Origin of the sequence: Jeotgalibaca sp. A127, assembly GCF_052266745.1 — a bacterium.
Lineage (GTDB): Bacteria > Bacillota > Bacilli > Lactobacillales > Aerococcaceae > Jeotgalibaca.
This window is the reverse complement of the sequence record NZ_JBQPRC010000013.1, coordinates 1-11,980: the sequence shown is the minus strand read 5'-3', so window position 1 is coordinate 11,980 and position 11,980 is coordinate 1. Positions and strand designations below refer to the sequence as shown.

General features: G+C 41.1%; 21 protein-coding genes. 2 read left to right on the top strand and 19 right to left on the bottom strand.

What is annotated here, in order from left to right:
- Positions 1–12: 12 nt before the first annotated feature.
- The 4 genes from ACTVAI_RS10450 to ACTVAI_RS10435 form a co-directional block, all read right to left on the bottom strand.
- The gene (locus ACTVAI_RS10450) at positions 13–621 is read right to left on the bottom strand and encodes an NADPH-dependent FMN reductase (protein WP_443474404.1); all 609 of its coding nucleotides are present in this window, start codon (positions 619–621) and stop codon (positions 13–15) included.
- A 30-nt stretch (positions 622–651) separates the two neighbouring features.
- Positions 652–1,551, bottom strand: coding sequence for an FAD:protein FMN transferase (locus ACTVAI_RS10445; protein ID WP_443474424.1), 900 nt, complete (start codon positions 1,549–1,551; stop codon positions 652–654).
- Between the two features lie 435 nt (positions 1,552–1,986).
- Positions 1,987–2,487 carry a GNAT family N-acetyltransferase gene (locus tag ACTVAI_RS10440; RefSeq protein ID WP_443486623.1) on the bottom strand — a complete coding sequence of 167 codons (501 nt, stop codon included), beginning with the start codon at positions 2,485–2,487 and terminating at the stop codon, positions 1,987–1,989.
- A 46-nt stretch (positions 2,488–2,533) separates the two neighbouring features.
- On the bottom strand, positions 2,534–2,725 hold the full coding sequence (locus tag ACTVAI_RS10435; protein ID WP_443486622.1) for a YwbE family protein: 192 nt from the start codon (positions 2,723–2,725) through the stop codon (positions 2,534–2,536).
- A gap of 130 nt (positions 2,726–2,855) precedes the next feature.
- Here ACTVAI_RS10435 and ACTVAI_RS10430 point away from each other — a divergent pair, with 130 nt between their 5' ends.
- Positions 2,856–3,200: a zinc ribbon domain-containing protein YjdM gene (locus tag ACTVAI_RS10430; protein ID WP_443474407.1), complete on the top strand. Its 345-nt coding sequence runs from the start codon at positions 2,856–2,858 to the stop codon at positions 3,198–3,200.
- A 46-nt stretch (positions 3,201–3,246) separates the two neighbouring features.
- On the opposite strand, the gene ACTVAI_RS10425 is transcribed toward ACTVAI_RS10430, so the two are convergent.
- From ACTVAI_RS10425 to ACTVAI_RS10380, 10 genes are all read right to left on the bottom strand, one after another.
- Entirely contained in the window at positions 3,247–3,702 is a 456-nt protein-coding gene (locus ACTVAI_RS10425; RefSeq protein WP_443486621.1) for a hypothetical protein, read from the bottom strand.
- The gene (locus tag ACTVAI_RS10420; RefSeq protein WP_443474409.1) at positions 3,699–3,839 is read right to left on the bottom strand and encodes an LPXTG cell wall anchor domain-containing protein; all 141 of its coding nucleotides are present in this window, start codon (positions 3,837–3,839) and stop codon (positions 3,699–3,701) included. Before ACTVAI_RS10420 ends, ACTVAI_RS10425 begins: the two co-directional genes overlap by 4 nt.
- 93 nt (positions 3,840–3,932) lie before the next feature.
- On the bottom strand, positions 3,933–4,391 hold the full coding sequence (locus ACTVAI_RS10415; protein ID WP_443486620.1) for a GyrI-like domain-containing protein: 459 nt from the start codon (positions 4,389–4,391) through the stop codon (positions 3,933–3,935).
- Between the two features lie 54 nt (positions 4,392–4,445).
- Positions 4,446–5,546 (bottom strand): serine hydrolase domain-containing protein, encoded by a 1,101-nt coding sequence (locus tag ACTVAI_RS10410; RefSeq protein ID WP_443486619.1) that lies wholly within the window; start codon positions 5,544–5,546, stop codon positions 4,446–4,448.
- 36 nt (positions 5,547–5,582) lie between these two features.
- Entirely contained in the window at positions 5,583–6,281 is a 699-nt protein-coding gene (locus tag ACTVAI_RS10405; RefSeq protein ID WP_443486618.1) for a molybdopterin-dependent oxidoreductase, read from the bottom strand.
- A gap of 20 nt (positions 6,282–6,301) precedes the next feature.
- Complete coding sequence (locus ACTVAI_RS10400; protein ID WP_443486617.1) at positions 6,302–6,631, bottom strand: hypothetical protein; 330 nt, start codon at positions 6,629–6,631, stop codon at positions 6,302–6,304.
- A gap of 40 nt (positions 6,632–6,671) precedes the next feature.
- On the bottom strand, positions 6,672–7,187 hold the full coding sequence (locus tag ACTVAI_RS10395; protein ID WP_443486616.1) for a DJ-1/PfpI family protein: 516 nt from the start codon (positions 7,185–7,187) through the stop codon (positions 6,672–6,674).
- A gap of 168 nt (positions 7,188–7,355) precedes the next feature.
- Positions 7,356–7,925, bottom strand: coding sequence for an SF0329 family protein (locus ACTVAI_RS10390; RefSeq protein WP_443486615.1), 570 nt, complete (start codon positions 7,923–7,925; stop codon positions 7,356–7,358).
- A 116-nt stretch (positions 7,926–8,041) separates the two neighbouring features.
- Positions 8,042–8,200, bottom strand: a complete 159-nt coding sequence (locus ACTVAI_RS10385) for a CPBP family glutamic-type intramembrane protease (protein WP_443486633.1) — start codon at positions 8,198–8,200, stop codon at positions 8,042–8,044.
- Positions 8,185–8,466 carry a hypothetical protein gene (locus ACTVAI_RS10380; protein ID WP_443486634.1) on the bottom strand — a complete coding sequence of 94 codons (282 nt, stop codon included), beginning with the start codon at positions 8,464–8,466 and terminating at the stop codon, positions 8,185–8,187. Before ACTVAI_RS10380 ends, ACTVAI_RS10385 begins: the two co-directional genes overlap by 16 nt.
- 216 nt (positions 8,467–8,682) lie before the next feature.
- Between ACTVAI_RS10380 and ACTVAI_RS10375 the strand changes: the two genes are divergently transcribed.
- Positions 8,683–8,967, top strand: coding sequence for a hypothetical protein (locus tag ACTVAI_RS10375; RefSeq protein ID WP_443486614.1), 285 nt, complete (start codon positions 8,683–8,685; stop codon positions 8,965–8,967).
- A gap of 35 nt (positions 8,968–9,002) precedes the next feature.
- Here ACTVAI_RS10375 and ACTVAI_RS10370 read toward each other — a convergent pair whose 3' ends face one another.
- The 5 genes from ACTVAI_RS10370 to ACTVAI_RS10350 form a co-directional block, all read right to left on the bottom strand.
- On the bottom strand, positions 9,003–9,416 hold the full coding sequence (locus ACTVAI_RS10370) for an SRPBCC family protein (RefSeq protein ID WP_443486613.1): 414 nt from the start codon (positions 9,414–9,416) through the stop codon (positions 9,003–9,005).
- 46 nt (positions 9,417–9,462) lie between these two features.
- Entirely contained in the window at positions 9,463–9,951 is a 489-nt protein-coding gene (locus ACTVAI_RS10365) for a hypothetical protein (protein ID WP_443486612.1), read from the bottom strand.
- 19 nt (positions 9,952–9,970) lie between these two features.
- Complete coding sequence (locus tag ACTVAI_RS10360; protein ID WP_443486611.1) at positions 9,971–10,588, bottom strand: DUF2238 domain-containing protein; 618 nt, start codon at positions 10,586–10,588, stop codon at positions 9,971–9,973.
- Positions 10,589–10,627: 39 nt separating this feature from the next.
- Complete coding sequence (locus ACTVAI_RS10355; RefSeq protein WP_443486610.1) at positions 10,628–11,473, bottom strand: hypothetical protein; 846 nt, start codon at positions 11,471–11,473, stop codon at positions 10,628–10,630.
- A 226-nt stretch (positions 11,474–11,699) separates the two neighbouring features.
- A partial coding sequence (locus tag ACTVAI_RS10350) for an RNA-guided endonuclease InsQ/TnpB family protein (RefSeq protein WP_443486609.1) occupies positions 11,700–11,980 on the bottom strand: 281 nt, incomplete at its 5' end.

Here is an 11,980-nt window from a genome sequence, read left to right as displayed (position 1 = left end):
GTTTCTCCTTATCTATTTCTTATCCCAAGAGAAGTTTTCAGCTTCTTTTTTATTTGCAGCGTGCGCTTCCATCAATTGACTGGTAATGGATATAAAGAACAAGAAATCATCAAAGATACGTTCTAATTGTTCTGCTTTTTCTGCATCCACCAAATCGCCATTTTCATCAAATGCTTGTAAAGAATAGCCCAACAAAAACTCAGAACTTGGCATAATACGGGCTTTTAACTCAGGAGAATCAAGGATTTGACGCAAATGTTGTTGCGCACGGGAAGATCCCAATTTCCCATATGATGCTCCGGTAATCATGACCGCTTTATCGACAAACGGATAAATACCATAAGACAACCAAGCTAAGGCATTTGAAAGTGCTGCTGTAATGGTATGGTCATATTCCGGTGTGCTAATAATAACCCCATCCGAAGCTTCGATTTTTGCAGCAACTTCTTTGACGATTGTAGGCAGTTCTTGGCTATCCGGTTTATTGAACATTGGAAATTCCTTTATTTCCACCAATTCAATTTCTGCCAAATGTTGGAAATGACGGCTCATATATTGTAATAACTGACGGTTTGTAGATTTATCTGAATTTGTACCTACTAATCCGATTAATTTTTTCATCTTTATACAATCCTTTCTGACGCTTGCGCCTTAAGCTAACATCTCTTTCAAACCACTGGATGGGAGTAGTTGGCCTGTCTGAGTGATAATCAAACCTTCAATTCCGGGTAATGATTCTATTTGTTGCATTATTTCGGAAACATGTTTCCCAAATAATCGTGTCGTCCAAATTTCACCGTCAATGGATAAATCGGAAACGATGGTTAGACTGGCTATTTCCGTTTCGAGGGGATATCCCGTATCAGGATTCAAAATATGATGGTAGGATCGACTGTCTTTTTCCAGGTGACGTTCATAAATACCCGAGGTTACCACCGATTGATTTAAAACCTTGAGAACAACTTGGGAATCCCCCCGTGTTTTGGCAGGATTCTGAATACCAATGCGCCAATAACCATCTTCGCGGTGCGGAGCATTTCCCGAAACTACCAGGTTGCCACCGAGATTGATGAGTGCCGAAGTGACGCCTTCTTCTTTCAAATACTCTATGATTCGGTCCGCGATGTACCCTTTCGCCAAAGCCCCGAGATCCAATTTCATCCCTGGTTTTGATAGATAAATCGTCTGCACCTCTTCGTCCAGAACAATGTTTTCTGGATCGGTGATGGCCAAGAGTTCCTGTATTTCTTTTGCTGATGGAACTTTTGCATCCGCGAAACCAATGCGCCACGTTTGTACCAGAGGCCCTATGGCAACGTTCAAATTACTGGCGGAAGCACAACTATGCTCCTTTCCTATTTGTGCGAGTTTGAACAAATCTGGATGCACTTTTACAGGGTGAAGCCCTGCTGCTTGGTTTACTTGCCCCAACTCTGAAGCTGGATTATTTGCACTAAAGCGATGCTCATACATTTTTAGCTTTTGCTCAACATTCGCAATAATAATCTCTGGAGCATCATGTTCCAACGTTACTTCAATCACCGTCCCCATCAAACGGATGATTTTACTTTCTTGTCCCACTTTGCACCTCACAATCCATTCCTATATATGTGACTATCAAGAACTTTTCGGTTCCCATAGCAGTAATTAAATTGTTCAGCAAAATAGTTGTGATTTAAATCACATATAAACGTAAATAAAAAACACAACGCAATTGCTGACATTAATTTTACCACCCATATACTTTCATTTCAATGTCGGTATTTAATATTGTGTCGCATTGTTTTCATTTCTTGCGCTTGTCTTTTGTGGAACCATTCATTCGCTTGCCGCAACCCTTATCAATAGACGCGACATTGATTTAGTGATAATATCAACCGTGGCAATGATAGCAATCTTCCAGAAAAATTGGCGGAGACGGCGTCTATAGTGAAAGAAAAGTTAGGCCTCCAACAGTTAGTTTTAATCTAACCGTTGGAGGCTTTTTTAATCCTTGTATTCCAATAGCATATCGTACCAAACACTGCCACCATGTGTTGAAGCGGAGCGTCCCATATTCTTGAAACCAAAGCGCGAATAATAAGGAATCAAACGCTCTTTACAAGTCAGGATGACACCTTTTCTTCCCTGTTCACGTGCCGTTTCAATTAGATGGTTCATTAACCGGGCCGCGATTCCTTGCTTTTGGTGTTTAGGAATAACGTCCAATCCAAAAATTGCCTGGTAGGCCCCTTCAGGATTATGGTATGTGACATCTTCAAACATTTCATCGGCAATAACTGTTTCATCGGTTACATTTCCGTTGATGAAACCGATGACTTCACCCTCTATTTCCGCTAAAAAGAAGCTGTCTGAAAAAGTTGCTATCCGTTCTGCAAAAGATTCTTTTGTTGCAGCTTCCGCTTCAGGGAAACACTCCTTTTCTACTTTTGTAACAATAGCCAAATCTTCTGGTGTTACTTTTCGAATAATCAGGTCATTTATCATCCTTTTTTAAAGACTCCTTTAATTTCATTTATAATTTTTTGTAACGCTAAATAATCTCTTTCACTCTTCCAACTATCCCGTCTTCCAGCATAACCTTGATGCCGTGTGGATGATTAGGCGATTTTGTCAACAAACGTGCAACAGTCCCTTCCGTTAGCTTGCCAGTTCGTTGATCTTGTTTTTGTACAACACGTACTTTTGTGCCTACTTTAATATTACTTCTATTTTTCCCGTCCATTACTTCAACCCCTTTTCCATCTATTATAACTTTCATTCTACAAGGTGCCAAATATGGGATTGTGAAAACTTTAGAAAGAGGTACAATGGAGTTAGACCCTTTTGGGATTAGGTTACGGGAGGTAATAAGAATGAGTGGTTTGCCAAATTGCCCTGAGTGTGGCAGTGATTTGACCTATACAGACGGAACATTGATGATTTGTCCGATGTGTGGTCATGAATGGACGGAAGCAGAACAAGCTGCTGCTTTAGAAGCACAAATTGTCCGTGATGCAAATGGTACTGAATTAGTTGATGGTGACAATGTTTCTGTTGTGCGCGAGATAAAGTTGAAAGGTGCCAACAAGTTAAAACAAGGTACTAGAGGAACAAATCTCCGTATTTTAGAAGACCCTGTTGATGGTCATGACATCGAGTGTACAATTGACGGCTTTGGCCGCATGTACTTGAAGTCAGAACTCGTGAAGAAAATCTAAACTAAAAAAGTATGGCAGATGGGATGAACCCTTTCTGCCATACTTTTTAGTTTATAAACTCCAGTTCTTCTTCAGCGTCTGTCCTGTTGTTATAAAATTTAATACCCTCATATAATTTCATTTGCTTTTGCCAATTCTCAACTTTTTCCAAAAATTCACTACCGTTCTCAAACAGCAAATAACAAATCTTTTCTTTGGAAATAAAACAGATAGGCGAATCACTTTCTAAATCCGACGTATTTCCCACTGTTCCCAAGAAACCACCTTTTCCATCTGTGGCAAAAATATCTATATGTGGCACCGTATAGAAATCTATTTCCGGAATATCATCCGCGAAGATAAAATGGATACCATATTTGTCCGCAAAATTATCATATTCTTCACTCTTCAGTGCGATTGGCATGTAATATATCGTGGTACCTACGGGAATAATTTGGGCATCCGGTACTATTACTCCAACCGCCCCTGAGTGAGCGGTTCGATCAAGATAAACCCGCTTCATTTTTTATTCCTTCCGACTACCCATAAAATAAGACCCACAGCTACCGTTACGATTCCCGCAATCAAAAACCAATTAACAGGTGATGATACAAACATTTCTGTTGCCCCATCAGCCCCACCAATAATTTCTTTGTCCATTTGTCCACTCCCTAAATGTTACCCCGTTGTGTCATAACGCGCCATCATGCCTATATTTAACAAGATCCAAATGTAAGCCAACAAATGAATAAATTATATCACCAAAAAAACGATTTTTGTCAGCAATTCCTCTTCCGGCACTTCTTCCGGGGAATTTAAATAAAATTCGTACACAGGACCAAGTGTTGTATAGCCATGTTTCTCTATCCAGTCCTCTATTTCTTGATAGGCAGATGTCATCTGCATGTAGGGGCCTTTATATAGACACGTCACTTGTTTTCCAGACGGAATCGTCCCAGCAAGGACTTCACCCTTTCCCGGAAGATTTTTAGAAACCGGGAAACCAATTTCCAACTGCAAGTGTGCCATGTCCAAATTAAAATAACCTACGAACGCTGGCCCAGTTGGCTGTTCACCCAATTCCCAGACATGATTCAGGACAGCCATGAAGGAATCGCCCAATATTTTGGGCAATTCCTGAGCGGAAGTATTTTTTTTCAGCACCAATGTCGGTTGTTCCTGTGTTTCCACCATTTCGATTATATATGTCATGTTGTTCGTCTCCTTCTAAGGTTCTAAATATACAACCTTAAGCTACAGAGATAGTCAGTTTTGCAATGAGGTCAGGAGTTCAATACCCATTACAGTTGTCGGGATTCTATAGTTTGGTGGCAAATTTGACAATATGACTACACCTATTTGATTATCTTTATCAAATCCGACATAGCTGTTATAATTTCCCGTTCCGCCATTATGCCAAATAATGTTATTTCCATTATCAATCATCCAGCCCGCTCCTATTGCGTCCATATGTATTCCCATTTTTTGATACATTTCACTTGAAGCATTTATATCAGTCAACGGTTCATGCGCCAAAGACAAATAAGTTAAACGATTGCTCAACTGGGTCTGGACATACGCCAGCATATCCGTGATAGTCGACAGGATTCCACCGGCAGGAATGTAGGCATCTGATTCTGACCATTCCCAGTAGTTATCCAGATCACCCGAGCTTTCTGAAACTTTTGTATTTGAAAGTCTTAAATCTTCTCTGATAAACGCATTCATTAATGCTGTATAATCCTCTTCGTGTATCTGTTCAAGCACGGCTCCCAAAGTTGCCATCCCAAAATTGGAATATCGGTATGAATAATCCGAATCGTTCAAATTGATTTTACTGAGTCTGTTTATCAGCATGGTCCCGGAAATCCCATTAAAATCATTTTTCCCTTGCAGAAAATTAGCTACCATGGGCATTTCAAAATAGGATGCTTTATAGCCGGATGTATGCGTTACTAGCCTTTTAATTGTTGGGTAATAGGACTTCTCTGGGAGATCCAAGTATTCATCTATGGAGTCGTCGAGACTAACCTTGCCTTCACTTATCGATTTGAAAAGCAGGGAGGTTGTAAATGTTTTGGTAACAGACCCAATTTCATAAATATGTTCCTCTTGGGGTAATTCCATGCCATTTTCACCGTACACCTTATAGGTCGTTTTGCCGTTCTGGATAATCCCTACTGTAATGATCGCGTCTTTATTATTTTTGACTGTAAAATCAAGCATTTCCTCAAAAGTCATCTTTGATAATTCATTGATTTTATAGGAACTATAAATGATATATCCACCCACTCCAGCAGCAACGAATCCCATGATCATTAATATCACCATCAGCATTTTCTTCTTTCGCCATTTGTGGATTTTCATAATTCCCCCTTTTAAAATTATACGTTTGTCATTTTGTCAATTGATTGTTGCGTCATTATCGAATCCACGTTGTTCCCAATATCCCTTGTAGTTCACATCATCCGATAGTTCGATGCGCGTAATCCATTTGGCCCACTTATATCCCAACTTATCCTCTGCAACCAATTGGAAAGGAAATCCCCTTTCCGGAGGCAGAACGACATCATTCATTTTGTAAGCAAGCAACATCTCCCTGTCCAGAATGGCTTGCAGGGGTAAAGAAGTGGTGTAGCCGTCTTCGGAATGAAAGATGACAGTATTGGCGCTATCCTTGACGTCGACCGTAGCAAATAAATCCTGGAGTAAGACGCCTTCCCAGAGGATGTCGACGCTCCATCCTTCGACGCAGTTCAACGTCACCAATTTCTTGTAGGGCTTATTGTCTAATACTTCCTCATAGGTCCATTCGGTTGTTTTCTCAACCAATCCGTCTATTTTCAGTCTATAGGTACTTATATCAATATATTGAGGTCCTTTGATAGAATTTTCCCTGAAATCAGCAATCGAAGATAGGTCTTTGCCTTCGTATTCGGTCACTTCCACCTTTACCAATTCTTCGATACTGGATTTTTCCGCATCACTGGAATTGGAGGTGCCGCAACCGGACAAAAATAAAACTACCAGTAGCAGCATCCAAAAAATGAGTAGATGTTTAGGTTTAGATGCCACACTGTTATTACCTATTTTATTTCGCATTCGTAATCCCTACTTTCTAGCTACGCAACATATTTTTCCGCAACGTACTCAATAATAATACCGTAGCCGATTCCAGCCAGGAAACCGACCAAATCATCGAATCCAGTAGTACCGTAAAAGGCGAAAGAAATCATGGTTCCCAAAAAGGCACCCCTACCCAGGGCTTTGGGCAAACCCAATTTCCCTATAGGCAATCCGATGACGATGCTCATGAGCAACCGGTTATACCAGAAGGCAAACAAATAGCCAGCATCCCTGCCAAACCCTGAACGCAGTTGGGCACCGATGATACAGATAATCCCCAAAATAGCACCTGTTGCAACACAAATCTTCATTCTTTTTGTCAGCATTTTCTCGCCCCCTTAGGCCTTTATCTAGCAAGGCCCGTTGCTAGTCACGTTTACTCAATCGTTCACATACTTTTTGCCCAAATTCTTTCGCATTTCTAAGACCAGCCGCTGTAACGATGTTCCCATCCACGACAACTCCTTCATTCGAATAATGGACTCCCTTGCTTTCAAGCGTCTTACTTTCGCTCTCTGAAACGGTCGCATATCTTTTCTTCAAGATACCCGCATTAGCTAAAATAACCGGAGCAATGGAAATAGCCGCAATTGTTTTTCCCAGTCCATGCATGGCTTGGGCGATTTTATAGGCATGAGGGTCAGAGAAAAATACGCGGCTGCCTTTTCCGCCAACAAAAATGACGGCTTCGAAATCATTGGTATCGACATCCTCCAACACCATATCCGACTGAGCGATGCCGCCATTCACACCTCTGCAGGTGTCCGCTTTGTGGCTGGCTATCCATGTCTCATAACCGCAATCCTTCAGTTCCTGTTGTGTCCAGAACAACTCTTCATCCTGAAAGTCATCTGGCGCTATTATAAACAATACTTTTTCCATGTGATCTTCTCTTTTCCTATTTATTTTCATTCAACACTTTATCCTAATCTGCACACTGTTGCAACCGCTTACTTTCACATGTTTATTATACCATACAGACACTTACTCCACTCGAAAAAGAGCCACCCTATCGGAACTGCTAGGATGACTCTCTTAAACAAATATTTTCTAAAGCGCATTGCGGCGAAGCTTATAAAAGTACTGTACGATAGGATGTTTCAGTTTCATCTTATTCTCCATGTCCAAAATTCGTTTTTTTCCGACACGCCTGTCAACCAAAGCCAAAACATTTAACAGAATATCCTGGCTCGCAAGACTCTCTTCAATGGACCGCGTCAAGAAAGTATTCGCAACCGTATTGAAATCAGCTTTGCTTAAAGCTGTCTGGGCTGCAATCATTTCTTTTGCATAACTCTGCAATTTACGGTCTTTGGCAATCACGACCAGACGTTCCTCGGGTACTTTTTCACCCATATCTTTTCTGACCTTTTCAATATCATCCTGACTGACAGGAATGTTTAGGTTAGAATCGCCTTTTATCTCTTGCTCTGATTGGAACCAACGAATCCCGGTTGTTGCATCTTTCATGTTGAACACTTTCTTCTTATCAACAGTGAGGTAGCACTGACCAGCTTTTTCCGGTGTATAGCGGTAGCTGGTGGCGATATATGCCACTCTGCCCGCTAAGGCCGGATAGAGGAAACCCTCCAATTGTTGTTTCATTTTACTCCAGTTCATAAATTACCTCCATCTGTCTTTGGGTTTATTATACATTTTTTTACCTTTAGTCAAGCCTTTATGTACAGAAAAGTAGCCATTCCACACTGAGTAAATCCAGCATTTCTCTAATTAATTCACCATAGTCCGTAGAGCGGTCCGGTGAAAAAGAAAGTAATGATGCCGTTTGAATTCAAAAATCCATGTGCCAAAACAGCTACCCACAGATTATCATACTTATACCGGATGTAACTGAAGAACAGTGCATCGATAAATGTAGTTATGACACCCTCCAAACCTTGTTCAATACGGGAAGAAAGAATCCGAAATTCACGAATGACCAACCGAATGCCATCCCAAAAATACCAAGCAACATTTTGGGAAAGTCCTGCTGCCTTTTGAAGCCCATATTCGCGAATTTTTCTTTTCTTAGGAAGATGAAGAGAGCCCCAATCGCCGAAACAACAATAGTTGGCATGAGAAAGTCATACAGTACGGCGAGTGTCATCAAAACAAGCTCCATTACCGCCAATACAAGCAATCGTCTTTTGGTTTCCATCATTTGTAGCTCCTTCTTTACATTCCGCGTAATGATGAGATAGATATGTATCCTCATGACATTCATGTGATATAATTAACTTGAATCCCTACCAATTAAAATTCGGTTGGGGAAGCCAACATGATTCAGAGTGAGCGTAAGCAGAAACAGTCCACAACTTTTTTGATTTTTTAGGGAGTTGTGCGGAAAATGATAAATAATTGGAGAGGATGGTTTATTATGACTCAATCGGTATTGACTATTTGCTGTTATGAAACGAAAATTGCTCCTGGTGCTTACTTCCATCTGAAAACAGACTGGTTTGAAAGTGATCAAGAAATTCAAACAATCATTATTGATCAAGATCATGTCTTTTCTAAGTTAATTTCACTTTATCCCAAGAATTTTGTCATGTACTTGGAACAGGATTCAGAGGGAAGTATTTACCGGACCAATTATCCTATCTTCATCCAACAAGGTAATGATTACTTTGAGGTAGATTGGAAAAAAGAACACAAGCTCTAATACGCAACTATAAAAAAGCGCTGCGCTGCGCTTTTTTATATGCTTTCAGTATAATGGGTGTAACTATCCATGATTGCTTGCCACCCGGCTTTTTGCATTTCCACGGGGTTCTCGTCTTCAGCGTCAAACCATTCTTCGATTTTTACCTTACCGTCTGCTTCACTAAAACGAATCTCAACTTGTCGCTTATCCGGCATCGTATAACTGATTTTTTTATGTTCAATTATTTCATCGTAAATCCCTTCAAAATCAAAGCCTACGCTACCATCTTTTGCTTCCATTCTGGAAAGGAATTTCCCTCCGTTACGCAAATCGTTTTTAGCTTCGGTGGTATGCCAATCTTCGGATGCTTGATTCCACTTTACGATATGCTTGGGATCATTCCATGTTTCCCAAACAGTTTTCATAGGTGCATCGACCATCGTTGCTACTTTTATTTTTTCTGCCATTTGAAACACTCCTTATCGCTTTTAACCATCACAGAATGAGCTGAATTCACTTAAACAACACTTGGTTGCCTTCCTGGGAGACAATGAAGTCTTTTATTTTTTCCAAAAAAGAAAACCAGTTCTCACCTTCGAGATGTCCTTTAATCATACGCTGGTTTTCAGCATAATAGTCGATCGTCAACTTACAGGAATTTTCTGCACTATCCTTAGGCACATTCGACAGTCCCAAAGCATCTAGCAATTTACTTACCTCATTTGAATCTTGATACAGATGATAAAAAAACTTCTGTGAATTCTTCCGCTTGGCATACTCCAAGCTGCCACCTTTGCGATCAATCATCACAGTCTCATCATCGAATTCCAGATATACACGTTCAATCTGGTCTGAAGGCGTTCCGCCACCAAAAACAAACCGACTAGGAATCCCAATAGATTCACGAATTAATTGCTGTTCAACTTCTTCGCCTGGAAGTGGCATCGAACAAAACCATCCTAAATTGGAACGGAGCTGAAGTTTCTTGGCAGGCTCTTTCATTTATTCATCCCTCTTTCAATCACATTTTCATTTTTTTATTATGGAAGTTCCCCAATACAATCGTTGCCAAACTCGCTCCAATCAAAGCCCAAACCATATCCCAATGACTGTCGAAAATATCCCCCTGCGTTCCCATGACAGCATCAACCGGTACATTTAAAATTTTAACCAATGCAAATTCTCCCAATTCGTAAGCGGCACTCAAGCCTAAACATGAAATGATGACGATGAAGGTTGCCATCTTTCCTCGTTTCACGTAGCCACCTTTTAAGTACAATTCTTTAAATAAAAAAGCGGGTACGAACCCTTGAGAAAAATGACCAACGCGGTCGAAATAATTTCGTTGCCATCCAAACTGTTCTTTCAATTGATTAAACAAGGGATTGAGGGAGTAGGTATAGTGCGCACCATAAAACAATAACAATACATACAGAACAACCATTATATAGGCGAAATTCGAAAAGCGGAACCGAGGATAAAGAATAACCATAAATACGATGAGTAATACAGCACCAATTGTCTGTCCAATCCAGGCGAAACGATCTAAAGGGTTAATGGCAGATACAACATAAGCGACGAATACCAAAGCCAAGAGAATAAGGTGTAATGTTTCAACTTCTTTCGGATTTTCGCCCATCTCTTCCACTCCCTCCTTAGAGACTATCCTCTTAATCTGTCACTTAACAATTTCTCCCGGAACAGCTGGATAATCAGCATATCTTTCATCAAACGTTGCAGAATAGATTTCGCTCGTATCGCGTTTGACGAAGTAATAGGACACATTTCCGTCAGTGGTGACTTCGAAAGGATAATAGAAACCACCTTCCGCTTCGTCCTCGAACTGATAACCCATTATTTCCTTCGCCACAATACGACTGCTAGGGAAACGTTCTTCAATCAATTCTTGGGCTTCCATGTTACTTATGACATACCATTCTTCTGTAGAGATGATTTCTATCATTTCTATCGGTTCCCCACTCTCGGGGTCAAATAGAACTAGAGAGACGGGATACGCGCGCGTTGATAAGGCAATAAACAGCTGCACTTCTTTTGTTTTCCCTGCTCCCAGTGTCATATCTTTATCATAAAATTCTTCATCCAGATGATAAGTTACATCATTTTTATTTACCTGCTCCGTCATGTCAGCGAACTTTGGCCAAATATAACCATCCTCAGGGACCCCTAAGACCCCAAATCTCTGTGATAATTCAAGCTCTGAATCAGAATAATTGGTCACTTTCACATTCATGAAAAGATAAGTACCATCAATGACTTCTTCCAGTGGTTGACCTGCCATTCCAAACTCCCTATTGATGAATATATTGGTAGAATAAGCAGATGAAACCAATACCATCATCTTCGCGACCGTTACTTCTTCATTCATCGGAATGGCAGTCATTTCTTCAGAAATAACCACTTCAGAAGATTCGGCTTCGTTTTGAGTTGGGCCACAAGCCCCCAATAGAACCAACAATAGAAACCACAGCTGAATATGAAAAATTATCTTTTTATCATTCACCATACTCACCCTTCTCACTTACCAGACGAGCAACCGCTTTCTCAATGCCATTATAACCACGCGCAATCTTTTAATCAAAACTGGAGCCTTTTTGTCGCTACCAAACATAAACGTGAACTACTCGGGCATGAATGCCCGAGCTTCTGGGAACAACGCTGCCTTACCCGATGGGTTTCCAACGGGCAGCGGGTACGTCTCTTGACCAGAGCCAGTCCCCGGCTCGTGCCGTTTACCGTCCGGCGGACGCTTTGGCAAGGATATTCCTTGCAGCATTGATATCCCGGTCGTGATGCGCGTGGCATCCCGGACAGGTCCATTCGCGGATGTGGAGCGGCTTCTTTCCGTCCGGACGCCCGCAGGCAGAACAATCCTGGCTCGTGTAAGACGCGTTAACCAGGACCAGGTTCTTTCCATACCACGCGCACTTGTATGCCAGCATGGACTTGATTATCGCCCAGCTGGCGTCCGCGATGGAGCGGGAAAGTTTCCGGTTCTTCATCATGTTTTGGG

Excerpts from the sequence above, each read along its gene's own strand:
- ACTVAI_RS10430 (WP_443474407.1), top strand. The coding sequence starts at position 2,856 with ATGAGTGGTTTGCCAAATTGCCCTGAGTGTGGCAGTGATTTGACCTAT.
- ACTVAI_RS10390 (WP_443486615.1), bottom strand. The coding sequence starts at position 7,925 with ATGAACTGGAGTAAAATGAAACAACAATTGGAGGGTTTCCTCTATCCG.
- ACTVAI_RS10445 (WP_443474424.1), bottom strand. The coding sequence starts at position 1,551 with ATGGGGACGGTGATTGAAGTAACGTTGGAACATGATGCTCCAGAGATT.
- ACTVAI_RS10450 (WP_443474404.1), bottom strand. The coding sequence starts at position 621 with ATGAAAAAATTAATCGGATTAGTAGGTACAAATTCAGATAAATCTACA.
- ACTVAI_RS10440 (WP_443486623.1), bottom strand. The coding sequence starts at position 2,487 with ATGATAAATGACCTGATTATTCGAAAAGTAACACCAGAAGATTTGGCT.
- ACTVAI_RS10380 (WP_443486634.1), bottom strand. The coding sequence starts at position 8,466 with ATGATGGAAACCAAAAGACGATTGCTTGTATTGGCGGTAATGGAGCTT.
- ACTVAI_RS10355 (WP_443486610.1), bottom strand. The coding sequence starts at position 11,473 with ATGGTGAATGATAAAAAGATAATTTTTCATATTCAGCTGTGGTTTCTA.
- ACTVAI_RS10395 (WP_443486616.1), bottom strand. The coding sequence starts at position 7,187 with ATGGAAAAAGTATTGTTTATAATAGCGCCAGATGACTTTCAGGATGAA.
- ACTVAI_RS10360 (WP_443486611.1), bottom strand. The coding sequence starts at position 10,588 with ATGGGCGAAAATCCGAAAGAAGTTGAAACATTACACCTTATTCTCTTG.
- ACTVAI_RS10405 (WP_443486618.1), bottom strand. The coding sequence starts at position 6,281 with ATGCGAAATAAAATAGGTAATAACAGTGTGGCATCTAAACCTAAACAT.
- ACTVAI_RS10425 (WP_443486621.1), bottom strand. The coding sequence starts at position 3,702 with ATGAAGCGGGTTTATCTTGATCGAACCGCTCACTCAGGGGCGGTTGGA.
- ACTVAI_RS10435 (WP_443486622.1), bottom strand. The coding sequence starts at position 2,725 with ATGGACGGGAAAAATAGAAGTAATATTAAAGTAGGCACAAAAGTACGT.
- ACTVAI_RS10410 (WP_443486619.1), bottom strand. The coding sequence starts at position 5,546 with ATGAAAATCCACAAATGGCGAAAGAAGAAAATGCTGATGGTGATATTA.
- ACTVAI_RS10420 (WP_443474409.1), bottom strand. The coding sequence starts at position 3,839 with ATGGACAAAGAAATTATTGGTGGGGCTGATGGGGCAACAGAAATGTTT.
- ACTVAI_RS10400 (WP_443486617.1), bottom strand. The coding sequence starts at position 6,631 with ATGCTGACAAAAAGAATGAAGATTTGTGTTGCAACAGGTGCTATTTTG.
- ACTVAI_RS10415 (WP_443486620.1), bottom strand. The coding sequence starts at position 4,391 with ATGACATATATAATCGAAATGGTGGAAACACAGGAACAACCGACATTG.
- ACTVAI_RS10370 (WP_443486613.1), bottom strand. The coding sequence starts at position 9,416 with ATGGCAGAAAAAATAAAAGTAGCAACGATGGTCGATGCACCTATGAAA.
- ACTVAI_RS10365 (WP_443486612.1), bottom strand. The coding sequence starts at position 9,951 with ATGAAAGAGCCTGCCAAGAAACTTCAGCTCCGTTCCAATTTAGGATGG.
- ACTVAI_RS10375 (WP_443486614.1), top strand. The coding sequence starts at position 8,683 with ATGACTCAATCGGTATTGACTATTTGCTGTTATGAAACGAAAATTGCT.